The 26417-nt window shown below is 70.0% G+C and carries 24 protein-coding genes; 19 read left to right on the plus strand and 5 right to left on the minus strand.

Annotation, left to right across the window (positions count from 1 at the left end):
* Positions 1–10 precede the first annotated feature (10 nt).
* From GPZ80_RS02890 to GPZ80_RS02915, 6 genes are all read left to right on the plus strand, one after another.
* Positions 11–886, plus strand: a complete 876-nt coding sequence (locus tag GPZ80_RS02890) for a 2-hydroxy-3-oxopropionate reductase (RefSeq protein ID WP_187218156.1) — start codon at positions 11–13, stop codon at positions 884–886.
* Between the two features lie 13 nt (positions 887–899).
* A complete protein-coding gene (gene gcl / locus GPZ80_RS02895; RefSeq protein WP_187218157.1) occupies positions 900–2663 on the plus strand; it encodes a glyoxylate carboligase in 1764 nt (587 codons plus the stop codon).
* 14 nt (positions 2664–2677) lie between these two features.
* Positions 2678–3790, plus strand: a complete 1113-nt coding sequence (locus GPZ80_RS02900) for a glycerate kinase (protein ID WP_187218158.1) — start codon at positions 2678–2680, stop codon at positions 3788–3790.
* Complete coding sequence (gene allB / locus GPZ80_RS02905; protein ID WP_187218159.1) at positions 3787–5121, plus strand: allantoinase AllB; 1335 nt, start codon at positions 3787–3789, stop codon at positions 5119–5121. The genes GPZ80_RS02900 and allB overlap by 4 nt, the downstream gene beginning before the upstream one ends.
* On the plus strand, positions 5118–6098 hold the full coding sequence (gene alc / locus GPZ80_RS02910; protein WP_187218160.1) for an allantoicase: 981 nt from the start codon (positions 5118–5120) through the stop codon (positions 6096–6098). Before allB ends, alc begins: the two co-directional genes overlap by 4 nt.
* A gap of 172 nt (positions 6099–6270) precedes the next feature.
* Positions 6271–6585 (plus strand): WbqC family protein, encoded by a 315-nt coding sequence (locus GPZ80_RS02915; protein WP_312880076.1) that lies wholly within the window; start codon positions 6271–6273, stop codon positions 6583–6585.
* Here GPZ80_RS02915 and GPZ80_RS02920 read toward each other — a convergent pair.
* Positions 6582–8141 (minus strand): PucR family transcriptional regulator, encoded by a 1560-nt coding sequence (locus GPZ80_RS02920; RefSeq protein ID WP_187218161.1) that lies wholly within the window; start codon positions 8139–8141, stop codon positions 6582–6584. The two genes, GPZ80_RS02915 and GPZ80_RS02920, sit on opposite strands and share 4 nt — an antisense overlap.
* 139 nt (positions 8142–8280) lie before the next feature.
* On the opposite strand from GPZ80_RS02920, the gene uraD (GPZ80_RS02925) reads away from it, so the two are divergent.
* The 12 genes from uraD (GPZ80_RS02925) (at position 8281) to GPZ80_RS02980 (ending at position 21298) form a co-directional block, all read left to right on the plus strand.
* Positions 8281–8793 carry a 2-oxo-4-hydroxy-4-carboxy-5-ureidoimidazoline decarboxylase gene (gene uraD / locus GPZ80_RS02925; RefSeq protein WP_187218162.1) on the plus strand — a complete coding sequence of 171 codons (513 nt, stop codon included), beginning with the start codon at positions 8281–8283 and terminating at the stop codon, positions 8791–8793.
* 43 nt (positions 8794–8836) lie between these two features.
* The gene (gene uraH, locus GPZ80_RS02930; RefSeq protein ID WP_187218163.1) at positions 8837–9148 is read left to right on the plus strand and encodes a hydroxyisourate hydrolase; all 312 of its coding nucleotides are present in this window, start codon (positions 8837–8839) and stop codon (positions 9146–9148) included.
* A 4-nt stretch (positions 9149–9152) separates the two neighbouring features.
* A complete protein-coding gene (gene pucL / locus GPZ80_RS02935) occupies positions 9153–10031 on the plus strand; it encodes a factor-independent urate hydroxylase (RefSeq protein WP_187218164.1) in 879 nt (292 codons plus the stop codon).
* The gene (locus tag GPZ80_RS02940) at positions 10031–10885 is read left to right on the plus strand and encodes an FAD binding domain-containing protein (protein ID WP_187218165.1); all 855 of its coding nucleotides are present in this window, start codon (positions 10031–10033) and stop codon (positions 10883–10885) included. Before pucL ends, GPZ80_RS02940 begins: the two co-directional genes overlap by 1 nt.
* Complete coding sequence (locus GPZ80_RS02945) at positions 10885–11355, plus strand: (2Fe-2S)-binding protein (protein WP_187218166.1); 471 nt, start codon at positions 10885–10887, stop codon at positions 11353–11355. Before GPZ80_RS02940 ends, GPZ80_RS02945 begins: the two co-directional genes overlap by 1 nt.
* Positions 11352–12707, plus strand: a complete 1356-nt coding sequence (locus GPZ80_RS02950; protein ID WP_187218167.1) for an 8-oxoguanine deaminase — start codon at positions 11352–11354, stop codon at positions 12705–12707. Before GPZ80_RS02945 ends, GPZ80_RS02950 begins: the two co-directional genes overlap by 4 nt.
* Positions 12708–12786: 79 nt before the next feature.
* The gene (pucD, locus tag GPZ80_RS02955; RefSeq protein WP_187218168.1) at positions 12787–15093 is read left to right on the plus strand and encodes a xanthine dehydrogenase subunit D; all 2307 of its coding nucleotides are present in this window, start codon (positions 12787–12789) and stop codon (positions 15091–15093) included.
* A gap of 73 nt (positions 15094–15166) precedes the next feature.
* Complete coding sequence (gene uraD, locus GPZ80_RS02960; RefSeq protein WP_312880078.1) at positions 15167–17041, plus strand: 2-oxo-4-hydroxy-4-carboxy-5-ureidoimidazoline decarboxylase; 1875 nt, start codon at positions 15167–15169, stop codon at positions 17039–17041.
* A gap of 10 nt (positions 17042–17051) precedes the next feature.
* Positions 17052–17534, plus strand: a complete 483-nt coding sequence (locus GPZ80_RS02965) for a nucleoside deaminase (RefSeq protein WP_187218170.1) — start codon at positions 17052–17054, stop codon at positions 17532–17534.
* Position 17535: 1 nt separating this feature from the next.
* Entirely contained in the window at positions 17536–18675 is a 1140-nt protein-coding gene (locus GPZ80_RS02970; protein WP_187218171.1) for an XdhC family protein, read from the plus strand.
* Positions 18676–18854: 179 nt separating this feature from the next.
* The gene (locus tag GPZ80_RS02975; protein ID WP_187218172.1) at positions 18855–19232 is read left to right on the plus strand and encodes an effector-associated constant component EACC1; all 378 of its coding nucleotides are present in this window, start codon (positions 18855–18857) and stop codon (positions 19230–19232) included.
* A complete protein-coding gene (locus tag GPZ80_RS02980; RefSeq protein ID WP_187218173.1) occupies positions 19232–21298 on the plus strand; it encodes a caspase family protein in 2067 nt (688 codons plus the stop codon). Before GPZ80_RS02975 ends, GPZ80_RS02980 begins: the two co-directional genes overlap by 1 nt.
* 18 nt (positions 21299–21316) lie before the next feature.
* On the opposite strand, the gene GPZ80_RS02985 is transcribed toward GPZ80_RS02980, so the two are convergent.
* From GPZ80_RS02985 to GPZ80_RS02995, 3 genes are all read right to left on the minus strand, one after another.
* The gene (locus tag GPZ80_RS02985; protein WP_187218174.1) at positions 21317–21880 is read right to left on the minus strand and encodes a TIGR03086 family metal-binding protein; all 564 of its coding nucleotides are present in this window, start codon (positions 21878–21880) and stop codon (positions 21317–21319) included.
* A gap of 12 nt (positions 21881–21892) precedes the next feature.
* Positions 21893–22531: a pyridoxamine 5'-phosphate oxidase family protein gene (locus tag GPZ80_RS02990; protein ID WP_187218175.1), complete on the minus strand. Its 639-nt coding sequence runs from the start codon at positions 22529–22531 to the stop codon at positions 21893–21895.
* 84 nt (positions 22532–22615) lie between these two features.
* Positions 22616–24229: a peptide chain release factor 3 gene (locus GPZ80_RS02995; RefSeq protein ID WP_187218176.1), complete on the minus strand. Its 1614-nt coding sequence runs from the start codon at positions 24227–24229 to the stop codon at positions 22616–22618.
* Between the two features lie 131 nt (positions 24230–24360).
* On the opposite strand from GPZ80_RS02995, the gene GPZ80_RS03000 reads away from it, so the two are divergent.
* Positions 24361–26040: a ribonuclease J gene (locus tag GPZ80_RS03000; protein ID WP_187218325.1), complete on the plus strand. Its 1680-nt coding sequence runs from the start codon at positions 24361–24363 to the stop codon at positions 26038–26040.
* A 4-nt stretch (positions 26041–26044) separates the two neighbouring features.
* Here the strand turns inward: GPZ80_RS03000 and GPZ80_RS03005 are convergent, their stop codons facing one another.
* Positions 26045–26383 (minus strand): DoxX family protein, encoded by a 339-nt coding sequence (locus tag GPZ80_RS03005; protein ID WP_187218177.1) that lies wholly within the window; start codon positions 26381–26383, stop codon positions 26045–26047.
* Between the last annotated feature and the right edge of the window lie 34 nt (positions 26384–26417).

Raw genomic sequence — 26417 nt, forward strand, 5'->3', positions numbered from 1 at the left:
GAGAACGAACATGACCACGATCGGATTCATCGGACTCGGGATCATGGGTGGCCCGATGGCGGCCAACCTGGTGAAAGCCGGCTACGACGTCGTCGGCTGCAACCTGACCCAGCCCCCGGTCGAGCGGCTCGTCGCCGCGGGCGGGCGCGCGGCGAGCGGGATCGCCGAGGCCACCCGCGACGCCGACATCGTGATCACGATGGTCCCCGACTCCCCCGACGTCGAGGACGCGGTCCTGGGCGACGACGGTGTGCTGGCCAACGCCAAGCCGGGTCTGCTGCTCATCGACTGCAGCTCGATCCGCCCGGCCACCAGCCGCGCGGTCGCCGAAGCCGCTGTCGCGCAAGGGGTCCGGGTGCTCGACGCCCCGGTCTCCGGCGGCGAGCAGGGCGCGATCGACGCCAGCTTGTCGATCATGGTCGGCGGTGAGGCCGCCGACTTCGAGACCGCCAAGCCCGTCCTGGACGCGGTCGGCAAGACCGTCGTGCACGTCGGACCGCACGGCGCGGGGCAGACGGTGAAAGCGGCCAACCAACTCATCGTGGCCGGCACTATCGAGCTTGTCGCCGAGGCGATCGTGTTCCTGGAGGCGCACGGCGTCGACATGGACGCGGCGATCAAGGTCCTCGCCGGCGGGCTCGCGGGCAACGCGATCCTCGACCGCAAGGCCGCGAACATGCTCAAGCGCGACTTCACCCCCGGTTTCCGGCTTTCCCTGCACCACAAGGACCTGGGCATCGTGCAGGCCGCGGCCCGCGACGCCGGTGTGGCGATCCCCCTGGGCGCGGTGGTGTCTCAGCTCGTCGCGTCGATGGTGGCGCGTGGTGACGGCTCCCTGGACCACTCCGGGTTGCTCAAGCTCGTCCAAGAACTGTCCGGCCGCTGAGTAGGGAAGACACATGCCACGAATGACCGCCGCGCGCGCCGCGGTCGAGATCCTCAAGCGCGAGGGCGTCACGCACGCCTTCGGGCTGCCCGGCGCCGCCATCAACCCGTTCTACGCCGCGCTGCGCGACAGCGGCGGTATCGATCATGTCCTGGCCCGCCATGTCGAGGGCGCCTCGCACATGGCCGAGGGCTACACCCGGGCCAAACCGGGCAACATCGGTGTGTGTGTCGGGACTTCGGGGCCCGCGGGCACCGACATGATCACTGGCCTGTACTCCGCGGCCGCCGACTCGATCCCCATCCTGTGCATCACCGGGCAGGCCCCGGTGGCCCGGCTGCACAAGGAGGACTTCCAGGCCGTCGACATCACCTCGATCGTCAAACCGGTCACCAAGATGGCGATGACCGTGCTGGAGGCCGCGCAGGTTCCGGGCGCGTTCCAACAGGCGTTCCACGTGATGCGTTCGGGCCGTCCCGGCCCGGTGTTGCTGGACCTGCCGATCGACGTGCAGCTCACCGAGATCGACTTCGACCCCGACACCTACGAGCCGCTGCCGGTCTACAAGCCTGCCGCGACCCGCGCGCAGATCGCCAAGGCGCTGGACATGCTCGCCGAGGCCGAGCGCCCGCTGATCGTCGCCGGTGGCGGCATCATCAACGCCGACGCCGCCGACCTGCTCGTCGAGTTCGCCGAGCTGACCGGTGTCCCCGTCGTGCCGACGCTGATGGGCTGGGGCGCGATCGCCGACGACCACCCGCTGATGGCGGGCATGGTCGGCCTGCAGACCGCCCACCGCTACGGCAACGCCACCATGCTGGAGTCGGACTTCGTCCTGGGCATCGGCAACCGCTGGGCCAACCGGCACACCGGTGGTCTCGACACCTACCGGCAGGGCCGCACGTTCGTCCACGTCGACATCGAGCCCACCCAGATCGGGCGCGTGTTCGCCCCCGACTACGGGATCGCGTCCGACGCGAAGGCGGCTCTGGAGCTGTTCGTCGAGATCGCCCGCGAACGCAGCCTCCCGGACCGAACCGAATGGGCGGGGTCGTGCCAGGCGCGGAAGCGGACGCTGCAGCGGCGTACGGACTTCGACAACACCCCGATCAAGCCGCAGCGGGTGTACCAGGAGATGAACCGCGCGTTCGGCCCGGACACCCGCTATGTCACCACGATCGGGCTCTCGCAGATCGCGGCGGCACAGTTTCTGCACGTCTACCGGCCCCGGCACTGGATCAACTGCGGCCAGGCCGGTCCCCTGGGCTGGACGCTGCCGGCGGCGATCGGCACCGCGGTCGCGGACCCGGACACCCCGGTGGTCGCCCTGTCGGGGGACTACGACTTCCAGTTCATGATCGAAGAGCTGGCGGTCGGCGCTCAGTTCTCCATCCCGTACATCCACGTGGTCGTGAACAACGCCTACCTGGGGTTGATCCGGCAGGCGCAGCGCGGGTTCGACATGGACTTCTGCGTGCAGCTGTCCTTCGAGAACATCAACTCCCCGGAGCTGGGCGCCTACGGCGTCGATCATCTGAAGGTCGCCGAGGGGCTGGGCTGCAAGGCGATCCGGGTGACCGACCCGGACGACCTGCTCTCGGCGTTCGAGAAGGCCAAGTCGATGATGGCCGAGTTCCGGGTGCCCGTGGTCGTCGAGGTCATCCTGGAGCGGGTCACCAACATCTCGATGGGCACGGAGATCGACAACGTGGTCGAGTTCGAGGAACTCGCCACCCGACCGGAGCACGCGCCGACCGCCGTCCGCACGCTCGATTGAGCGAGGATCAGGGTATGGATGTCGTGGTCGCACCGGACAAGTTCAAGGGCTCGCTGACCGCCCGCGAGGTCGCCGCGCACATCGCCGCCGGGTTGCGGTCGGTGTTGCCGGGTCTCGCGGTGCGGGAGGTGCCCGTGGCCGACGGCGGCGATGGCACCCTCGACGCGGTGGTCGCCGGTGGGTTCCGGCTGGTCCAGGTCCGGGCGTCGGGCCCGACCGGGGAGCCGGTCGACACCGGGTACGCGTTGCGCGACGGTGTCGCGGTGGTCGAGTTGGCCGACGTGTCCGGGCTCGGGCGGCTGCCGGGTGGCGTCCTGGAGCCGGTGCGGGCGTCGTCGTACGGGACCGGGGAGGTGGTGCGCGCGGCGCTCGACGCGGGTGCGCGCACCGTCGTCCTCGGTCTCGGCGGCTCCGCCTGCACCGACGGCGGGACCGGGATGCTCCGGGCGCTCGGTGCCCGCCTCCTCGACGGGGGCGGCGCCGAGGTGAGCGCCTGGGCGTCGGTGGAGCGTCTCGATCTCGCCGGGCTGCACCCTCGGGTGCGGTCCGCCGAGATCGTGGTCGCCTCCGATGTGGACAACCCGCTGCTCGGCGACCACGGCGCGGCGGCGGTGTACGGGCCGCAGAAGGGGGCGAGCCCCGCGCAGGTGCGGCTGCTCGACACCGCGCTGGCCCGGTGGGCGGCGGTCGTGCGCCGGGAGACCGGGGTGGACGCCGCTGACCTGCCGGGTGCGGGTGCTGCCGGTGGTGTCGGATTTGCCGCGCTCGCCCTCGGCGCCACCCTGCGACCGGGTATCGCCTACCTGCTCGACGTCCTCGGGTTCGGCAAGCACCTGACCGAGGCCCGGCTGGTCGTCACCGGTGAGGGTTCGCTCGATGAGCAGACCCTGCGCGGCAAGGCCCCGGCCGGAGTGGGCGCGGCTGCCCGAGCGGCCGGGGTTCCCGTGGTCGCGGTCGCGGGTCGGATCCAGCTGGCCCGTGCGGACCTGGCCGCGGCGGGGTTTGCTGGGGCGTACGCCCTGACCGACCTGGAACCCGACCCGGCCCGCTGCATGGCCGAAGCGGGCCCCCTGCTCGAACGGCTCGCCGCGCAGCGGGTCGCCGCCCACTTGGAGGTTTCTCCATGACCGACTTCGACCTGGTGTTGCGGTCCCGGCGGGTCATCACCGCGTCCGGCGAGCAGGCAGGCTGGGTGGGTGTCCGCAGCGGGCGCATCGCCGCCGTCGAACCCTTCGACACCCCGGTGCGGGCCGGTCAGATCATCGACCTGGCCGACGACGAGGTGCTGCTGCCCGGGCTGGTCGACACCCATGTGCACGTCAACGAACCCGGCCGCACCGAGTGGGAGGGCTTCGCCAGCGCCACCCGGGCCGCCGCCGCGGGCGGGGTGACGACCATCGTCGACATGCCGCTCAACAGCATTCCCCCCACTGTCGACGTCGACGCGCTGCGGGTGAAACGCAAGACGGCCGACGGTCAGGTGTGGGTGGACACGGGTTTCTGGGGCGGCGCTGTGCCTGGCAACGTTTCTGCGCTGCGACCGCTGCATGACGCCGGGGTGTTCGGGTTCAAGTGCTTTCTGCTGCACTCCGGTGTCGACGAGTTCCCCCACCTGACCGCCGCCGAACTCGACGAGGCCATGCGCGAGGTGGCCGCGTTCGACGGCCTGCTGATCGTGCACGCCGAGGACGCGGACACCATCGACCACGCCCCACATGAACCCGGTGCCGCCTACGCGGACTTCCTGCGCTCACGGCCCCGCGTGGCCGAGGACGTGGCCATCGCCCAGGTCATCGAACTGGCCCGGCGCACCGGGTGCCGCGCGCACATCCTGCACCTGTCCAGCGCCGACGCCCTGCCGATGATCGCCGCCGCACGCGGCGAGGGTGTGCGGCTCACGGTGGAAACGTGCCCGCACTACCTGAGCTTCACCGCCGAGGAGATCGGCGAGGGCGCCACCCAGTTCAAGTGCTGCCCACCGATCCGGGAGGCCGACAACCGCGAACAGCTGTGGCAGGCCCTGGCCGACGGCGTCATCGACTGCGTCGTGTCCGACCACTCCCCCTGCACCCCCGAACTGAAACGCCTCGACCGTGGTGACTTCGCCGTCGCGTGGGGCGGGATCGCCTCGATCCAGCTGGGTCTGCCCGCCATCTGGTCCGGCGCCCGCGACCGCGGCCACACCCTGGCCGACGTCGTCGCGTGGATGGCCGAGCGGCCCGCGGAGTTGGCCGGGTTGAGCAGCAAGGGCCGCATCGCGGTGGGCGCCGACGCCGACTTCTGCGTCTTCGCCCCCGACGCGCAGTTCGTGGTCGACCCAGCCGTCCTGCACCACAAGAACCCCATCACCCCGTACGCGGGCCGCACGCTGACCGGTGTCGTCCGCGACACCTGGCTGCGCGGCACGCGCATCGCCGAACGGCCGCACGGACGGCTGATATCCCGAGGAGAGTCATGACCGGCTTCACCGACCTGCCAGATCTGGCCGTGCGCACCCTGGGCGGCGGCGTGGTCGCCGCCAACGACGAGCTGTTCGCCGAGCGGGAAAACCTCATCCGCCCCACCGCGGCCGTCTACCAACCCCACACCTTCGGCCACAAGGGCCAAATCTACGACGGCTGGGAAACCCGTCGCAGGCGCTCACCGGGGCATGACTGGGCCATCGTCCGCCTGGGCGTCGCCGGCATCATCCACGGTGTCGTGGTGGACACGGCATGGTTCGTCGGGAACTACCCGGAGCACTGCGCGGTCGAGGGCGCCGCGGTCACCGGCTACCCGAGCCCCGAAGAACTGGCCGACGCAGACTGGGTGGAGCTGGTCCCGAAGTCGGCCCTCAAAGGCGACACCCGCAACCTCTTCGCCGTCGACTCGACCATGCGCTTCACCCACGTCCGCCTCAACATCTTCCCCGACGGCGGCGTCGCCCGACTGCGCGTGCACGGGGAGGTCGTCCCCGACCCGGCACTGTTCGACGGCGTGCCCCTGGATTTGGCCGCGATGGAGAACGGCGGCGTGATCACTGGCTGCTCCAACATGTTCTTCGGCGGCCCGGCGAACCTCCTGCTGCCCGGCAAGGCCCGAACCATGGGCGAAGGTTGGGAAACCGCCCGGCGCCGCGACGACGGCAACGAGTGGGTGGAGGTGCGACTGGCCGAGGAAGGTGTGGTGCGGCAGGTCGAGATCGACACCACCCACTTCGTCGGCAACGCCCCCGGCTGGTTCCGGCTCAGCGGCGGCGAGGTGGAACTGATCCCCCGCACCCGCCTACAGCCCGACACCCGCCACCTGTTCAAGGTCGACCTGCCCGCCCCTGTCCAACACATCCGGGTCGACACGTACCCGGACGGCGGATTCGGGCGACTGCGCGTCTATGGCTCCCTGACCAGCGCCGGCCTCGCTCGAATGACTCAGCGCTACACCGATTCCCGGACTTGATCGGTCAGCGAGGTCGGTTCACGGCCGCGAGAACGCGGTCGGAGTTGATCCAGTCGACGCCTTTAAGGTCGAGTCCGGTGATCCTACCGAGGTAGGTGTAGGCGCGCGCTCTCATGATTTCCGGCTTGGGTGTGTCGCCCCAAATGCAGGCTGGGCGTTTGGTCGCGCGGTTGTGGCGAAAGAGCATGAAGGTGCCTGTAGCAGCGCGTTCACCACGCGGCCGGAACGCTCACAGCGTCTTGCCGATCTCACGGTTGCCGTCGGCGCAGACGAATACGTCTGCGGCACTGGTGGTGCGAAATACCTGGACGAAAGCCCGTTCACCGCCAAAGGCGTGGCCGTGCGTCATACACGGGTACCCGCCATAGCCGCGCTACGCGAACGGCGGCAGACCAGCGCCTTGTGGTGGCTCGCGGCCGTCGACTGGGAAGGACTGCACGGGTTGCTGTGGGGCGAAGGCAATCGGACGGCGCCTATCGCGAGCTAGTGGCTCGTCCAGGAGCGGATCCGAAGCGCCAGGAACAGGTCCACTCGGTCCTCCAAAGACGACAGCGACCGCCCGGTCAGTTCCTCCACCCGCTGCATCCGGTACCGCAGCGTGTTGACATGCACGTGCAGCAACTCCGCAGTGCGCTGCCAGGAACCCGAACAATCAAGAAAGACCTGCAACGTCGACACAAGCTCCGAGTTGTGCGACGAGTCGTAGCGAAGAACCGGCCCCAGCACCCGCGTGCGGAAAGTCTCCCGCACGTCGTCGGGTACCGACGCGATCAGCAGCATGTGCGAGTCGACCTCGTCGGCCGTCGCCACCGCTACCCGCGGCGGCCGCAGCTCGGCGAGCCCCCGCACGTGCCGGGCCTCGTCGATCGCCCCTCGCAGGGCGACTGAGCCCTGAGCGGGTCCGCTGACCCCGATCACCAGCCGCCGCCTGCCCATCGCTCGTTCCAGCCGTTCGCCCGCCTCCCGCAGCAGACGGGCCACTGAAGGGGCGTGTGCGGCCGATCCCACCGGGATGAGCGCGACCGTCTCCGACCCCATCCGGGCCACCATCAGCGACGGGAACACCGGCCCGAGCTGCTCATCGATAAGCGCACGCGGCACGTCGACCGGGCCCGTCATCCCGTGCGCCGACACCACCACCGCGACGAACGCCGCTTCGGGTTCCAGGTCCGCGGCCCGCAGCCGGGCCGCGAGTTCCGCCGGGTTGCGCACCGCCGAGGTGACCAGCGGGATGATCTGGTCACCGAACCGGTGCCGGGCCCGGGACCCTTCCTCGGTCCGCGACCGCTCCACCCCGGCCAGGCTCGCCAGTTCCATCACCGATTCCCGCGCCTCGCGTGGCCACTGGTCATGTGTTCCCTCACCGGCCAGGAACCACCCGACCAGGCCGCGGGCGCCGACCGGGAACACACTCATCCGCCGGTCTCCGGCCAGGCGTACCACCGCCGGAACCTGTTGCGCGGTAAGGAACGCACGAACCAGAGTGTCCACATCAGACTCTTCGAGGGTGGCCGCTGAGGCGATCTGCCGCCCGGAGGTGGACAGCAGTGCGCACGGGATGTCGTTGTCGTGCGACCACACCCGCACGAGGCCGTCGAGGCCGTCGCCCTCGGCGATGGCGTTGACCAGCCGTCGCCGCTTGCTCAGGACCCCGGCGATGCCGCTGCCGCTCTCCTCGGCGAGCCGGCGGCTCACGTCCTCGGTGACGGTCGCGAACGAGATGTCGATGGGGACCTCGATCAGCGTGACCCCATGCCTGCGGCACGCCTCGATCAGGTCCAGTGGGATCTCGCCGTAGACGGCGTCGCCTGCGGCGACCGCGGCCACATCCGCGGCGGCGACGGCCGCGGCGAAAGTCTCCGAATCCTCCGGGCCACGCCGCCAGATCAGGCCGGTGAGCACCAGTTCACCGCCGCTGAGGTACCGGCCAGGGTCGAGCAGGTCGGTCGTGTAGACCCAGCGGATGGGTCGGTCCAGCGACTCCTCGCCCGCCAGCACGGTGAGCGCCAACTCAGGTTTGTCGACCAGATCGCGGACCCGCATCCACCAAGCCTAGTTGGAGGATCCTCCAAATGGGGCGCTCCACATCGGACATGTTTCGTGGTCGCCGCCCCTAGGCCCCCACCCCCTCGGACTGGTGTGCTTCTGCTCACAGCGACACGAGATCGAGGAGAGCACCGCGATGACCGCAACACCCGGCCTGACCTGGCTCAACGGCCTGGCACCGGAGGACGCCGAGCGGGAGTTGCGCACGTGCTGCGCGTCCCGCGCGTGGGCGGGGAAGGTCGCGGCCGGGCGGCCGTACGACACCCTCTCCGCGGCGGCGCACGCGGCGGACACCGCGCTCGACGACCTCGGCTGGGCCGACCTCGAGGAGGCGCTCGCCGCGCACCCCCGCATCGGCGACCGGGCCGGGGGCACTGACCGGGAGGCCGCCTGGTCTCGTGGCGAGCAGTCCGCCGCGAGCCGGGCGGCCAGTCAGACCCTCAAGGACGTCGCCGAGGGCAACCGGGCCTACGAGGACCGCTTCGGGCACGTGTTCCTGATCTGCGCGACCGGGCTGGCCGCCGAGGAGATCCTGGCGAACCTGCGGGCCCGGCTGGGCAACGACGAGGCCACCGAGCGCGGTGTGGTGCACGCCGAGCTCCGCAAGATCACCCACCTGCGGTTGCGGAAGCTGGTGACGATCCCGTGAGCGCGTCGACGCGGTGCCCTCGCCGGACTCGGGGGGCGGGCGCATGAGCCTCTCCACCCATGTCCTGGACAGCACCCGCGGGCGACCGGCCGCGGCGATGACCGTGCGCCTGGAGTCCCCGCAGGGCACCACCACCGCGGTCACCGACGACGACGGCCGGGTCCGTGACTTCGGCCCGCTGACCGCGGGGACGCACCGCCTGGTGTTCGACACCGGCGCCTACTTCACCGGCCTCGGGGTGCCCGCGTTCTACCCCGAGGTCGTCATCACCCACAGCATCGACGACCCCGAGCAGCACTACCACGTTGCGCTGCTGCTCTCCCCATTCGCCTACTCGACCTACCGAGGGAGCTGATCCCATGGCCATCATCTTGGGCCCCAACCAGTACGGCAAGGCCGAGACCCGCGTGGTGCGCGTGACCCGCACCGGCTCCGTGCACGAGATCAAGGATCTCAACGTCAGCGTCGCCCTCGGCGGCGACATGACCGACACGCACATCACCGGCGACAACTCCAAGGTCCTGCCGACCGACACGCAGAAGAACACGGTGTTCGCCTTCGCCAAGGAGCACGGCGTCGGCGAGATCGAGGAGTTCGGTCTGCGGCTGGCGAGGCATTTCGTCGACACGCAGCCCACGATCCACTCCGCGCGGGTGGCGATCGAGGAGTTCACCTGGGAGCGGCTGTCGGTGGGCGGCGCGCCCGCCCCGCATTCGTTCCAGCGCTCCGGCGTGGAGACCCGCACCGCCACCGTCACCTATGACGGCACGAAGGCGTGGGTGGTCTCCGGGCTCAAGGACCTGGTGGTGCTGAACTCGACGGCGTCGGAGTTCTGGGGATATATCCGCGATCCGTACACCACGCTGCGCGAGACCGCCGACCGTGTGCTGGCCACGGCGGTGACCGCGCGCTGGCGGCACGCTGGAGACGACAGCGACTGGGGCAAGTCCTATGCCGAGACGCGGCAGCACCTGGTGGAGGCGTTCGCGCAGACGCACAGCCTCTCGCTGCAGCAGACCCTCTACGCGATGGGCCAGGGGGTGCTGGAGAACTGCCCGGAGGTCGCCGAGGTGCGGCTGACGCTGCCCAACAAGCACCACTTCGTCGTGGACCTCTCGGCGTTCGACCTGGACAACGACAACGAGGTGTTCTTCGCCGCCGACCGCCCCTACGGGCTGATCGAAGGCACCGTGCTCCGCGACGACTCGCCGGAGCCGGGACTGGCCTGGAGCGAATGATGGAGTTCTTCAAACCCGCCACCTGGTCCGAGGCGCTGGCCATCAAGGCCGAGCACCCGGACGCCACCCCGATCGCGGGCGGCACCGACATCATGGTCGAGCTGAACTTCGACGTGCGCCGCCCGGGCGCGCTGCTGGATCTGACCGAGATCGCCGAGCTGCGGGAGTGGTCCGCGGTGGGCGACGGGTTCCGGGTCGGTTCCGGGGTCAGCTACGCCCGGATCATCGAGGAGCTGGGCGCGTCGCTGCCTGGCCTGGCGATGGCCGCGCGCACCGTGGGATCCCCGCAGATCCGCAACCGAGGGACCGTCGGCGGCAACCTCGGGGCGGCCTCACCGGCCGGGGACTCGCACCCGCCGCTGCTGGCCGGGGCCGCCGACATCGAGGTCGCCTCGGTGCGCGGCACCCGCCGCATCCCGGCCGCGGAGTTCTACAAGGGCGTCAAGCGCAACGCGATGGAACCCGACGAGCTGATCGCCGCGTTCCACATCGCCGCCGCCGACGGCCCGCAGCAGTTCGCGAAGATCGGCACCCGCAACGCCATGGTGATCGCGGTCTGCTCGTTCGGGCTCGCGCTGCACCCGTCGACCCGCACGGTCGGCACCGGTGTCGGCTCCGCGGCCCCGACCCCGCGTCGGGCGTCGGACGCGGAGACGTTCCTCGCCGGCGAGTTGGAGTGGGATTCGCCGGGTCCGCTGCGCGACAGCGTCCTTGTCCGCTTCGGCGAGCTGGTCGCCCAGGCCGCCTCACCGATCGACGACGTCCGCGGCACCGCGGACTACCGCCGCCACGCCCTGTCCGTCATGGCCCGCCGCACCCTCGGCTGGGCCTGGGACTCCTACCGGAGGAACTGATGCGACTTCGCTGCAAAGTCAACGGCGAGGCCCTCGAAGCAGACGACGTGTGGCCCGGGGAGTCCCTGCTGTACGTGCTGCGTGAGCGGATGGGTCTGCCCGGCTCGAAGAACGCCTGCGAGCAGGGCGAATGCGGGTCCTGCACGGTGTATCTCGACGGGGTGCCGGTGTGTTCGTGTCTGGTGGCCGCGGGCCAGGTCGAGGGCCACGAGGTCACGACCGTGGAAGGTCTGGCCGAAGGGGAGCGGCTCGACCCGGTGCAGCAGGCGTTCGTGGAGAAGGGCGCGGTGCAGTGCGGTTTCTGCACGCCAGGCCTGATCGTCGCCACGCACGACCTGCTGGAGCGCCGCTGTCAGCCCAGCGACCCGGAGATCCGGGAGGCGCTGGCCGGGAACCTGTGCCGCTGCACCGGGTACGAGAAGATCCTCGACGCCGTGCGCCTGGCCGCCGACCGCAAGGCCGCCTCATGACCACTTTGGTGATCGAGGACTGCGCCGTGGCGACCGTCGACACGGCGGGCGCCGAGTACGCGTCCGGGCACGTCGTGGTCGAGGGGCACCGCATCGTCGCGGTCGGCCCCGGCTCCGCGCCGCCCGTGCGCGGCGGGGACGTGCGGCGCATCGACGGAAGCGGCTGCGTGATCACCCCCGGCCTGGTCAACACCCACCACCACCTCTATCAGTGGGCGACCCGGGGGCTGGCGCAGGACGCGACCCTGTTCGGCTGGCTCAGCGAGCTGTACCCGGTGTGGTCGCGCATCGACACCGGCGTCCTGGCCGGGGCCGCCGAGGCCGCCCTCGGGTGGCTTGCGAAGTCCGGGTGCACCACCACGACCGACCACCACTACGTGTTCCCGCGTGACGGCGGCGACCTGTTCGCAGAGGAGATCGCCGCCGCGGGCCGTATCGGGGTCCGGTTCCACCCGGCGCGCGGGTCGATGGACCTGGGCCAGTCCCAGGGCGGGCTGCCGCCGGACGCGGTCGTCGAGGACCGCGACGAGGCGCTGGCCGCGACCGAGGCCGCCATCGACCGCTGGCACGACCCGTCCCCCGGGGCGATGGTCCGGGTCGCGGTCGCGCCGTGCTCACCGTTCTCGGTGACCTCGGAGCTGATGCGCGACGCCGCCGAGTTGGCCCGCCGCAAGGGGGTCCGCCTGCACACCCACCTCGCGGAAACCCTCGACGAGGAGGAGTTCTGCCTGCAGCGCTTCGGCTGCACCCCGACGGAGTACCTGGACCGGCTCGGCTGGCTGGGCGAGGACGTGTGGCTCGCGCACTGCGTGCACCTGTCCGACGTGGCGATCAAGCGGTTCGGCCAGACCGGCACCGGGGTGGCGCACTGCCCCACCTCCAACGCCCGCCTCGGCGCGGGCATCGCCCCCGTGCGCGCCCTGCTGGACGCCGGTGTCCCGGTCGGCCTCGGTGTCGACGGCGCCGCGTCCAACGAGCAAAGCTCCCTGATCGACGACGTCCGCGAAGCGCTGCTCGTGGCCCGCCTGCGCGGCGGCCCCGCGGCGCTGACCGCCCGGGAGGCGCTGCGCCTGGGCACCATCGGCGGCGCCGCCTGCCTCGGAAGGGCTGACGAGATCGGGTCGATCGAACCCGGCAAGCTCGCCGACCTCGCCCTGTGGCGCGTCGACGGCCTCGGCCACGCCGGCATCGAGGACCCGGTCGCCGCCGTCGTCCTGGGCCCACGCCCACCACTGGACCTGCTCCTCGTCGGCGGCAAGCCCGTCGTCGAGGACGACCACCTCCGCATGGCCGACGAGCGGCGACTCGCCGCCGCCGCCCGCGCCGCCCACCGCACGCTTCTGTCGAGGTGACCCACATGAACGAGCCCGCGAGTGAATCAATGTCACAGTGTCTTCGCCAGCGGAGTCACCGAAGCTGTGAGGTGACCGCATGAGTCGACCCACGTCTGCCCCCGACCGCATCACCACGCCCATCAGCGGCGGCGTGGGGGCCAGCCCGCCGCGCCCCGACGGCACGCTGAAGGTCAAGGGCGAGTTCGCCTACTCCTCCGACATGTGGATCGACGACATGCTGTGGGGCGCCACGCTGCGCTCCCCGCACCCGTACGCCCGCATCAACTCCGTCGACCTGACCGAGGCCCTCAAAGTGCCCGGCGTGCACGCCGTGCTCACCCACGACGACGTGCCCGGGCAAATGCTGTTCGGTCTCGAGCACACCGATCAGCCCGTTCTCGCCGTCGACATCGTGCGCTACCAAGGGGAAGCGATCGCGGTCGTCGCGGCCGACCACCCGGAGACCGCGCGCCGCGCCATCGCGAAGATCGTCGTCGACTACGACGTCCTCGAACCGCTCACCGACATGGAAGAGGCCGTCCACTCCACCGACGCGCCGACCCTGCACCCGGGCGGGAACGTGGTGCGGCACCTGCCGATCCGCCGCGGCGACCAGGAGGTCACCGCCCCCGTGGTGATCCGCGGGGAGTACGAGGTCGGCATGCAAGACCAGGCGTTCCTCGGACCGGAGTCCGGGCTCGCCGTCCCGGCCGAGGACGGCGGGATCGACCTCTACATCGCCACCCAGTGGCTGCACGTCGACCAGAAGCAGGTCGCCGCGTGCCTGGGGCTGCCCCCGGAGAAGGTGCGGTTGACCCTGGCCGGGGTCGGCGGCGCGTTCGGTGCGCGGGAGGACCTGTCGATGCAGGTCCACGCGTCGATGCTGGCGCTGCGGACCGGTCGCCCGGTGAAGATGGTCTACTCCCGTGAGGAGTCGTTCTTCGGCCACGTGCACCGCCACCCGGCGAAGATGTACTACGAGCACGGCGCCACCCGCGACGGCAAGCTCGTCTACGTCAAGGCCCGGATGTTCCTCGACGGCGGCGCGTACGCGTCGAGCACCGGCGCCGTGGTCGCGAACGCGGCGACCCTGGGTGTCGGCCCGTACGAGGTGCCGAACGTGTCGATCGACTGCTGGGGCACCTACACCAACAACCCGCCGTGCGGTGCGATGCGCGGGTTCGGCGCGGTGCAGGCCGCGTTCGCCTACGAGTCCCAGATGGACAAACTCGCCGCTGAACTCGGGCTCGACCCCGTGGACGTGCGGGTGCTCAACGCCATGTCGGAGGGCACGGCGATGCCGACCGGTCAGATCATCGACAGCCCCGCCCCCGTGGCGGAGCTGCTGCGCCGGGTCGAAGCCATGCCGCTGCCCGACGCCGCGCCCACCGACAGCTACGACCTGCGGCAACTTCCCGGCGGGGTGTCGAACACGACCCACGGAGAAGGTGTCGTGCGCGGTATCGGGTACGGCATCGGCATCAAGAACGTGTGCTTCTCCGAGGGTTTCGACGACTTCTCCACCGCCCGGGTGCGGCTGGAGATCATCGCCGGGGAGCCCACCGCCATGGTCCACACCGCGGCCGCCGAGGTCGGGCAGGGCCTGGTCACCGTGCAGGCGCAGATCGCCCGCACGGAACTGGGGGTCGAGCGGGTCACCATCCACCCCGCGGACACCCAGGTCGGCAGCGGCGGCTCCACCTCCGCATCCCGGCAGACCTACGTGACCGGCGGCGCGGTGAAGGCCGCCTGCGAGAAAGTCCGCGGCATGGTCCTCGACCTGGCCCGGGAACGGCTCGACATCGACGGCGAGCTGCGCATGGAGGGCGGCAAGATCGTCTCCGACCGGCTCGGGGTGCTCGCCGCCGTCGCCGACGTGCTCGGGGACGACGCGATCGACGAGACCGTCGAGTGGCGCCACCGCCCCACCGAGGCGCTCGACCCCACCACCGGGCAGGGCTTCGCGCACGTGCAGTACGCCTTCGCCGTGCACCGCGCCGTCGTCGACGTCGACGTCGACCTCGGTCTGGTGCGCGTGGTCGCCCTGGACTGCGCGCAGGACGTCGGCAAGGCGATCAACCCCGACGCCGTGGTCGGGCAGATCCACGGCGGCTCCGCCCAGGGCCTCGGCCTGGCCGTCATGGAGGAAATCCAGGTCAAGGGCGGCAAGATCCGCAACCCGTCCTTCACCGACTACCTGATCCCCACGATCCTCGACATGCCCCCCATGAAGGTGGACGTGCTCGAACTGGCCGACCCGCACGCGCCCTACGGGCTGCGTGGTGTCGGTGAACCGCCGACGATCTCGTCCACCCCCGCGATCGTCGCCGCCATCCGCGCCGCGACCGGGCTCGCCATCGCGCGGGTCCCTGTCCGACCGGAAGACATCACCGGTACCGCATAAGACATGTGCCCCCTTAGAGGAGTTGGCCGCAATGTCCCCAAAAACCCGTGAAACGCCCGCACACCAACATCCCGTGGACGAAGTGCTCCCCGCGGGCAAGCTCGCCCTGTACGGCTTCCAGCACGTCCTCGCCTTCTACGCGGGCGCCGTCATCGTCCCGATCCTGCTCGCCAACGCGATCGGGCTGACCGACGAGCAGCTCATCCACCTCATCAACGCCGACCTGTTCACCTGCGGCATCGCCTCGATCATCCAGTCCATCGGGTTCTGGAAGGTCGGGGTGCGGCTGCCGCTGCTCCAAGGCGTCACGTTCACCGCCGTATCCCCGATGATCGCCATCGGCATGGCCGCCGGGGGCGGCACCGAAGGCCTGGTGACGATCTACGGCTCGGTCATCGTCGCGGGCCTGTTCACCTTCTTCATCGCCCCGTACTTCAGCAAGCTCGTCCGGTTCTTCCCACCGGTCGTCACCGGCACCGTCATCTCGGTCATCGGCATCGCGCTGCTGCCCGTGGCCGCCAACGACGCCGCCGGCGGCAACAGCAGCGCCGCGGACTACGCGAGCCTGACGAACCTCGCCTACGCCGGCGGCACCCTGGCCATCATCCTGGTGATCTACCGGCTCTCCCGCGGGTTCTTCAGCACCGTGGCCGTCCTCATCGGACTCGTCTGCGGCACCCTGCTCGCCACCATTCTGGGCCACGCCCACTTCGACGCCGTCGCCGGCTCTGACTGGTTTGGCGTGACCACCCCGTTCCACTTCGGGTGGCCCAAGTTCAGCATCACCGCGATCATCTCCATGATCGTCGTCATGCTGATCACCGCCGTGGAGACCACCGGCGACGTGTTCGCCACCGGTGAGATCGTCAAGAAGCGCATCACCCGCGACGACATCTCCCGCGCGCTGCGCGCCGACGGCCTGGCCACCACCCTCGGCGGTGTCCTGAACTCGTTCCCGTACACCTGTTTCGCCGAGAACGTCGGCCTGGTCCGGCTGACCCGCATCAAGAGCCGCTACGTGATCGCCTCCGCCGGTGTGTTCATGATCCTGATCGGGCTCATCCCCAAGGCGGGCGCGATCGTGGCGGGCATCCCGCACCCGGTGCTCGGCGGCGCGGGCCTGGCCATGTTCGGCACGGTCGCCGTCGTCGGCTTCCAAACCCTCGGGCGCGTCGACTTCCACGACCAGCGCAACGTCATGGTCGTCGCGGTCAGCGTCGGGCTCGCCCTGATCCCGGTGGGTGTGCCGAAGTTCTTCAGCAACGTGCCCGACAGCCTGCAGATCATCGTGGGCAGCGGCATCACCCTCGGCAGCCTCTCGGCGATCTTCCTCAACCTGCTGTTCAACGTGTGGGGCGGCAAGAAGAAGACCGACGTGGTGTACCCGACGCCGGAGCCGGAGAAAGTCACTCTCGATGAGGTGAACCGGATGTCGCGCGAAGAGTTCACCCGCCGGTTCTCGGTGCTGTTCCAGAACGGCCCGTGGATCGCCGAGGAAGCCTGGACCGGCCGCCCGTTCGACGGTGTCTACGCCATGCGCCACGCCTTCCACAGCGCCCTGTTCACCGCACCCGAGCCGGTCGCGCTGGAGCTGATCAAGTCCTACCCGGACCTCGCGGGCAAGGCGCTCATCGAACGGGTCCTGGGCCCGGAGTCACTGCGCGACCAGTGCGCGGCGGGCCTGGACCGGCTCACCTTCGAGGAATACGACCGTTTCCACGACCTCACCGAGGCCTACCACGAGAAGTTCGGGTTCCCGCTGGTCGTGTGCGTCCGCGAGAACACCAAGAAGACGATCTTCGCCGCCGCCGAGGCCCGGATGCAGAACTCGATCGGCCAGGAACGCGCCACGGCGCTGGTGGAGATCGCCAAGATCGCCAACCTGCGGCTGCGCGACCTCGTCGAGCAACCCCAGCCCGCCGATTCGCTCGCCATCTCAGAGAAGTAGGGAAACTTTGATGTCCGTGCAGCCCGACCTGAAGCCCTGGCTCGACCGGGCGGTCGCCCTCGCGACCGAGAACGTCGCCGACGGCGGCGGCCCGTTCGGCGCGGTGATCGTCCGCGACGGCAGCGAACTGATCTCCGTCGGCGTCAACCGGGTCACCCGCGATTTCGACCCCACCGCCCACGCGGAGGTGGTGGCGATCCGGGAGGCGTGCCGCAAGCTGTCGAGCTTCACCCTCGACGGCTGCGTCCTGGTGACCTCGTGCGAGCCGTGCCCGCTGTGCCTGGCCGCGGCCCTGTGGTCCCGCGTCGACCAGGTCGTCTACGCCGCCGACCGCTACGACGCCGCCGCGGCCGGGTTCGACGACCTGGCGTTCTACAAGCTGTTCGAGTCCCCCAGGGACACGTGGACCGTGCCGGTCGCCCACCTGTCGGTCGAGGCGCACAACGCCCCGTTCGACGCCTGGACCAACAACCCCGCGCGAGTGGAGTACTGACGTGCGCGACGTCCTCGACCACCTCGGCCCCTGGTACCGCGAAGGTCAGCGGTTCGCGGTGGCCACCGTGATCGACACGTTCCGGTCCGCGCCCCGCCTGCCAGGGGCCGCCATGGCGGTCTCGGCGGGCGGGGAGGCGGTCGGCAGCGTGTCCGGCGGGTGCGTCGAGGGCGCCGTGTACGAGTTGGCCCGAGAGGTCATCGAGACGGGGAAGCCCGCGGTGGTCCGGTACGGGGTGGCCGACGACGACGTGTTCGCCGTCGGCCTGACCTGCGGCGGGATCATCGACATCCTGGTGCAGCCGGTCGACGCCACCACGTTCGCCGAGTTCGAGGACGTGGCGGCGTCGATCGACACCAACCCGGTGGCGATCGCGACCGTCGTCAGCGCCGGATCGGACTTGGGCAACCGGATCATCATCTGGCCGGACCGAGTCTCCGGTGGTCTCGGTGACGCGTCCTTGGACGCGGCGGTCATCGAGGACGCGGTGGCGATGCTGCAACAGGGCAGCACCTCCGTGCGCCACTACGGGCCGCGGGGCGAGCGGATGCGGGAGGACATCTCGGTGTTCGTGCAGTCGTTCGCCCCACCGGCCCGGATGGTGGTCTTCGGCGCCATCGACTTCGCCGCCGCGGTCGCCCGAATCGGCAAGTTCCTCGGCTATCACGTGACGGTGTGCGACGCCCGCCCGGTGTTCGCCACCCGGAAGCGGTTCCCCGACGCCGACGAGGTCGTGGTCGATTGGCCGCACCGGTACCTCGCGGACGCGATCTCCCGCGGGTTGATCGACGGGCGCACCGCCCTGTGCGTGCTCACCCACGATCCGAAATTCGATGTGCCACTGTTGGAACTCGCGCTGCGCACCGACGCCGGATACATCGGCGCCATGGGCTCGCGGCGAACCCACGCCGACCGAATGGCGCGCCTGACCGAGTTGGGTCTCACCCCGGCCGAGTTGGGCCGGTTGTCATCGCCGATCGGGTTGGATCTCGGCGCCCGCACCCCCGAGGAGACCGCGGTGTCGATCGCCGCGGAGATCATCGCCGCCCGGTGGGGTGCGGGCGGGCGGCCGCTGTCGAGAACCACCGGCCGCATCCACGGGGAATCGCTGGACCACCTGCGTGAGCTGACAGCCCGGTGAGCCCCTCTGCCGGCGGGCTCGGCAGGTGCGGCGGGGCCGTCGATCGCGGCGGAGTTCAGTTGACTGCACCAAACGCCGTTGATCAGGACAGCGGGAGTTCACAAAACACCGATCCCCGGCCGCACCGACGATGGTAGATATAGGTACTGGTTTCGAGCGTGCGGAGGGGCGGTCGCGACGTGGGGGTCGATGTGACGGTGGTGCCGGGAACGAGCAGGTTCGACCCGGATGACCCCGGCTGGCGAGATCAGGTCGCGACGCTGTACACCGCGCTTCGCGAGGAGGTCACGACACCGTCGGTGCGCCACGAGGTGATGCCGAACGCCAAGGGCACACTGGACACCGTGGTCATCGCGCTGGGCTCGTCCGGGGCGCTGACCGCGGCCGTGGCGTGCTTCCGGTCCTGGCTGGCCAGGGACAAGACCAGGACCGTCACCATCACCTGGACCGACGACTCCGGCAAGGAGCAGCGCATCACGCTGACCGGCGAGAACATCGACCGGGCGTCGCTGCAAGCACTCGCCAACGCCGTGAGCGGCCGGTTCGGGAGCAGGTGATGCCGCGTTACCGAGCACTGCTGATCGGCAACGCGGACTTCCCCGAAGACCCCCACGAACTCCGCACCCTGAACGGTCCGCTGACCGACATCAGGACACTCGCCGAGGTGCTGACCGACGACGAGATAGGCCTGTTCGACAGGGACGACGTCCAGAAACTCGCCAACCGTGAGGTCCAGCCGCTGCGGGAGCAACTCGACGAGTTCCTCACCACCGCGCACCGCGACGACGTGCTGCTGCTCTATTACAGCGGCCACGGCAGGCTCGACCTCGACAACCGGCTCCACCTGTGCGCGAAGGACACCAGGACTGCCAAACTGCACTCGACGGCGCTCCCGGCCGACGACGTCAACAAGCTGATCACCAGGTGTGCGGCAACGAGCGTCATCGTCGTGCTGGACTGCTGCAACAGCGGTGCGTTCAAGGGCGCGGACATCTTCCGGACCATCACCACGAAACAGCACCCGAGGGCGGCCCGCCGCCTCGTCGAGGCGATCGACGTCCTCAGGGGCACGCCGAACAGAGCAGGCACGAGTGGCCGGGGCAGGTATGTGCTCGCCAGCAGCAGATCCACCCAGCTCGCGCTGGACACCACCAGGAAGGGCGAGCTCAGCCCGTTCACCGCGCAACTCGTGCGTGGCCTGCGCGAGGCCGACGCCGACGGGTACGTGACCGTGACCGACCTCTACCGGCAGGTGCACCGGTGGCTCACCGAGGCCAGCGGACCGACCCCGCAGCTGCGGTTCTCCGGTGAGGGCGATGTGATCATCGCTCGCGGGGCGAGCCTGCCACGTCCCGAGCCACCACCGCCGACTCCGCGGCAGACGGAGCCGGTGCCGAGCACGACCTGGGTGGCGCACCGGGCACGCACCGGCGGCGTCGACCGCATCCTGGAGGTCACCGACGGCACCCGGCGACATACCATCGAATACCGGTCCCTCCCAGCGCAGCGGGCCGAAGTACTGGTCGACGGGCGTTCGATCCACAAGGGCTCCAACCAGTTCGAGCTGACCTGCCTGCTCGGCGACACCGAAGCGTGCCTCGGGGTCACCGAATCCGACTTCCGGCTGACCATCGACGACCGGCGGATCTACGCCCAGCGCAGCGCGGCCCACGGCTCACCCGACCGGCGGGAGGAACTGGCCGCCGCGATCCGCGCGACGCTGCTCGCCGACGACGTCGAGTGGAAAGGGATCCGGCTCGGCGTCGTGCCGGATATCAAGGTGCGGGACTTCAACTCGGTGCGGCCGGTGACCAGCCGGTCGAGTCGCGTGCTCTCCTGCGGCCCGGTCATCGCGGTCGCCACGGTCAAGAGCACCCAGGATCGGGTCTGGTTCACCGACCGCGCCGTGCACCTGCGCGGCAAGTCATACGTGGTCGTGCCCTACGAGGAGCTCGCGGAGGCAACGGTCTCCAGCCGCGGAGACTCATTGGAAGTCGGGGACAAGAAGGTCGACTTCTCCTACTTGACCAACTTGGACGCGATAGCCGGGCTGGTCAACGAAGTCAAGAAAACGGTGGTGTACCAGGACACCGGTTTCGGCGAGCCGCCCCCGGTCAACAGGCACAGCGGCTTCTCCGAAGACCACGAAGGCGACTGGTACAGCTCTGTCGCCATGGTGATATCGGGCTTCGTCGCATTTCAGGGCCTTCATGGTCTTGGCAAGGAAGACTTCGAAGGGGGGATATTGCGCCTCGGCCTCGGCTTGATCGGGCTCGTCATCATGTTTCCGTTCTTCGCGGTCGGTCCACTCGCGACGGCCTGCGGGATCAGGCCGGGCCTCGGCCGGGCCATGATCCTCACCGCCGTCTACACGTTGGGCTTCAGTGCCTGCCAAACCTGGATTCCCGTCTTCTCCCAGACCGCGGAGGACGACCCGTTGCCCTTGACCGGGTGGACCGTCCGGATCGGTGACTCGCTGGCACTCGCCATCGGCGGCGTGGACACCGGGCCACTCGGGCAGCAACCACGGGTATGGGGCGCGCTGCTCCTCGCCGCAGTAGCCTACGTCGCGGTCGTCCCAGCTGCACTGATCCGGCACCGACAGCGGTATCAACCGGTCTAACAGGCCGGTGACCAGCGGTTACGGTCGCCGCCCGAACCCCGCCAGCAGCAGCGTCTGCTGATCGGCGTCGGCGGGGACCTCCGGCCGCGCCCCCACCGCACCCGCCTCCCGGTAGCCGTCCTCGTTCTTCGCGAACCACTGCGCGCAGGCCGCGACCAGGTCGGGGTCGAGGCGGTCGTCGGCGCCGATCGCCCGGGCCAGGTCCCAGCCGTGGATGAGGTGGTCGGCGAACAGTTGCCACGCGTACTCCTCGCCCGGCACGTCCCCGAACGACAAGTGCACGGTCCGGCCCAACGCGCCGTCCGCGCTGACGGCGTCGACAGCTGATTCTGCGGCGTCGGTGTAGGCCGCGACCGGGTCGGAGCCGAGCACGTCACCGTCGAACCGGTCGCCGACCTCCCCGATCGTGGCGCCCGCCATCAGCGGGCCGGTCCACAGATCCTCACCGGTGACGTGGTTGACCAGCCCACGCACATCCCAGTCCGCGCACGGGGTCGGGGCGGTCCACTGGTCGTGGCGGACCGCGCGCAGGTGCTCACCGAAGCGTTCGCAGGAACGACGGTGCAGTTCAGCGAGGTTCATGGTGTTCTCCGCTCAGCGCCAGCGCACGGGCCGGTCGCCCGGGTCGTTGGCCGGGTCGTGCGCCGGCAGCGCGTCGCACGCCCAGTCGGCGCGCTTCCACGACGGCACCGGGGGCACCTGCCGGTGCCGGGGCACGAACGTGGACCGCTCGACGAGGGCGTAGTGATGGACATAGCGGCCGCAGTTGGGGAACACCCGGGTGACCTGGATCCGCATGACCAGCAGCGCGCCGGGCCACGTCCCGAGCAGCGGGTCGTCCGCCGCGACGGTGGCCGTGCCCTCGACCCGCGTGCGACCGCCGTCCTCGAAGTCGATGAAGAGCAGCCCGACCGGCGAGCCCGCGGCCACGTTGCCGAGCGAGAGGAACATGCCGTTGCCGTCGTAGCACGGCATCGCGAGGGTGCACTCGTCCACGACCCGGACGAAACCGGGGTCACCACCCTTGTACGAGCACGTCGGCTGCCCGTCGGGGCCCACGGTGGCGAGGAAAACCATGTCCCGCGCATCGATGAACGCCATGTCATCGGCGGTGAGCGCGTGGTGGACGAGGCGTTCGCTGATCCGGTCGGCTATGCGGCGGGTGTCGAACCGGTCCTGCAGCTCCCGCTGCCCGGGGTGGTAGTCGATCCCGGTAGTCGCGTCGGCTCCCATGGGCCCGCTCCCTTATCGCGTCCCCCTGCCAGGGCGGACACTACGCGCCTGACAGGGCGCCGGACAGGGCCGACACAACACCTGTCAGTCGGTGCTGGCGACCAACGGCTCCAACTGGATCTCCGGGTTGAGCCTACGCATGACGCCCATGGCCGTGGCGTCGATGAACAACGCCAGATCCACCCCGTCGGTGCGGGTCAGCACCTCGCTGCGGGTGCCGCCGTCCACAATCGACCGCTGCTTCGGATCCGCCAACCGCCGCACCACGCTGTAAGGCAACGGCTCAAGCCGAACCGGCGACTTGAACTCGGCGTCCATCCGGTGGGTGGCGACCTCGAACTGCATCGGCCCCACCGCGGCGAACACCGGCGCCCCGTCACCGCGCCGCAGCGACCGCAGGATCTGGATCACGCCCTCGGACTCCAGCTGGTCCACACCCTTGCGGAACTGCTTCGCCCGACTCAGATCCGCCGGCCGCGCCACAGCGAAGTGCGCCGGGGCGAAGCTCGGCAGACCGGGGTATCGAACGGCGGGCTTGTCCGCGTACAGGGTGTCCCCCACCCGCAGCGAAGTCGCGTTGACAAGGCCGATCACATCGCCCGGGAACGCGCTGTCCAAAGTGGTGCGCTCGCGACCGAACACCTGCTGCACGTACTTCGTGGCGAACGGCTTGCCGGTCGTGGCATTGGTGACGACCATCCCCCGCTCGAACATCCCCGAACACACCCGCGCGAACGCGACCTGGTCGCGGTGCGACGGGTCCATGCCGGTCTGCACCTTGAACACGAACGCCGAGAACGGCGCGTCGAGTGGCCGGGGCCGGTCTTTCACGTCAAGTCGAGGGGTGGGCCGGGGCGCGAGTTCGACCAGCAGGTCCAGCAGGTGCCGCACCCCGAAGTTCAGCACCGCGGACCCGAACAGCACCGGCGTCGCCGAGGCCTCAAGGAACCGGTCGAGGTCGAACTCGCCGCCGGTCTCGGCCAGCAGGTCGGCCTCCTCGACCGCGCGAGTCCACTCCCCGCCTTCGGCCTCCTCGGCGGCGGCCGGATCGAGACGCTCCTCCCCCGCCGCGGTCGCCCCACCCGCGGTGCGGGCGTAGCGGATGAAGTTGCCGTCGCGGCGGTCCACGACACCGCGAAAGTGCCCAGCGTCGCCGACGGGCCAGGTCAGCGGCATCGGCTGCAACCCGATCCGCTCCACCAACTCGTCGCACAGGCGCAGGGCATCCATGCCGGGGCGGTCCCACTTGTTGATGAACGTGATGACCGGGATGCCCCGGTGGCGACACACGTCGAACAGCTTGAGCGTCTGCGGCTCCAGGCCCTTCGCGGCGTCGAGCAGCATGACCGCGCAGTCCACGGCGGACAGCACCCGGTAGGTGTCCTCGGAGAAGTCCGCGTGACCGGGGGTGTCGAGCAGGTTGATGACCGCGTCGCCATAAGAGAACTGCAGGGCCGCCGACGTGATGGAGATCCCTCGGGACCGTTCCATCTCCATCCAGTCCGACACCACACCGCGCCGACCGGACTTGCCGTGGACCGCGCCCGCCTCCGAAATGACCTTGGCGTGCAGCGCCAGGGCCTCGGTCAGCGTCGACTTGCCCGCGTCGGGGTGGCTGATCACCGCGAACGTGCGGCGGCGGCCCGCTTCCCACACCACATCCGAGGTCGAGGCGGTCACCGGACTGGCGGCGGTCATGCGAGTTCCCCACGTTCTGGTCGGATTCGGAGACAATCCTACGTGGCCGGACCCGCGGCCCTGTCGCCGCGCATGATCAGCACGGCCGATTTTCCTTCCGAAACCCCCGCACGTAGCGTGAAGGGGTGACTATGGCCCGTATCTCCGCCCCGCCCCCGCCACTGGCCCCGGGTGCCCTCCGGGTCCTCGCCTTGGGCGGGCTCGGTGAGATCGGCCGGAACATGACCGTGTTCGAACACGAGGGCAAGCTGCTCATCGTCGACTGCGGCGTCCTGTTCCCCGAGGAGCACCAGCCCGGCGTGGACGTGATCCTCCCCGACTGGAGCTGCGTCCGCGAACGCCTCCACGAGGTCGAGGCCCTGGTCCTGACCCACGGCCACGAGGACCACATCGGCGCCGTCCCCTACCTGCTGCGCGAGCGCCCCGACATCCCGATCGTCGGGTCCCGGCTCACCCTGAGCCTGCTCGCCGCGAAGCTCGTCGAGCACCGCATCAAGCCGGTCCTGGTCGTGGTGAAGGAAGGCGAACACCTCACCAAAGGCCCGTTCGACCTGGAGTTCCTCGCCGTCAACCACTCCATCCCCGACGGCCTCGCCATCGCCATCCGCACCCAGGCCGGCCTGGTCCTGCACACCGGCGACTTCAAGATGGACCAGTTCCCGCTCGACAAGCGGATCACCGACCTGCGCGGCTTCGCCCGCCTCGGCGAGGAAGGGGTCGACCTGTTCCTCACCGACTCCACCAACGCCGACGTGCCCGGCTTCACCATGTCCGAACGCGACCTCGTGCCCGCGATCGACGAGGTCTTCCGCACCACCCGCCGCCGCGTCATCGTCTCCAGCTTCGCCAGCCACGTGCACCGCATCCAGCAGGTCATCGACTCCGCCGCGTCCCACGGACGCAAGGTCGCGTTCGTCGGCCGCTCGATGGTCCGCAACATGGCCGTCGCGACCGAACTCGGCTACCTCAACGTCCCGCCCGGCCTCGTCGTCGACATCAAGGCCATGGACGGGATGGCGCCGAACAAGGTGACGCTGGTCTGCACCGGCTCCCAGGGCGAGCCCATGGCCGCCCTGTCCCGGATGGCCACCGGCGACCACCACATGATCACCATCGAGGAAGGTGACACGGTCCTGCTGGCCAGCTCGCTGATCCCCGGCAACGAGAACGCCATCTACCGGGTCATCAACGGCCTGACCGACCTCGGCGCCAACGTCGTGCACAAGGGCAACGCCAAGGTCCACGTCTCCGGCCACGCCAGCGCGGGCGAACTCGTCTACTGCTACAACATCGTGCAGCCCTCCAACGTGATGCCCGTGCACGGCGAGGCCCGCCACCTGCGGGCCAACGCCGAACTCGCCGTCCGCACCGGCGTCGCCCGCGACCGGGTCCTCATCGCCGCCGACGGCCACGTCGTCGACCTGCAGGACGGCCGCGCCTCGATCACCGGCAAGATCAAGCTGCACTACGTCTACGTCGACGGGCAGACCGTCGGCGGCGTCACCGAAGCCTCCCTGGCGCAGCGCCGCAACCTCGGCGAGGAAGGCGTCATCACAGTCGTCGCCATCATCGACATGGAGACCGGCGGCCTCGCCGAGGAACCCGACTACATCGCCCACGGCTTCGAGCACGACGTCGAGACCTTCAAACCCGCCACCTCCGCCATCGAGAAAGCCCTCGCAGGCGCCGCGGAACGCGAGGTCAAAGACCTCGAGGAACTCGAGAAGATCATCGGCCGCGAGGTCAAGCAGTGGGCCCACCGCGCCTACCGGCGCAGGCCCGTCGTCATCCCGGTCGTCATCGAGGCCTGACGGGTCACACCAGGACCAGCGAGCCCGCCGCCGGGGCCAGGTACAGCAGCGGGAACGGGACGTGGGCGTACCGGCGCGCCCGGACCACGGTGATCACCGCCCCGGCGAAGTACAGCACCAACCCGGCGGCCGCGAGCACCCCGACGACCGGCACGAACAGGCCCACCGCCAAGCCCACCGCACCCGCGGCCTTCGCCACCCCAAGCCACGGCCACCACGACCGCGGCACCCCGTAGGCAACCAAAGACGCCACCGCGAACCCGAGGTTCAGGAAACTCGCGACCGCGGAAAACGCCGCCATGGCGGCGGCGACCAGGGTGACGACAACGTACGGGGTGGACATGGGGCTCCTGTCGGTCGCGGATGCCGGGCATCGA

Origin of the sequence: Actinokineospora xionganensis, assembly GCF_014323725.1 — a bacterium.
Lineage (GTDB): Bacteria > Actinomycetota > Actinomycetes > Mycobacteriales > Pseudonocardiaceae > Actinokineospora > Actinokineospora xionganensis.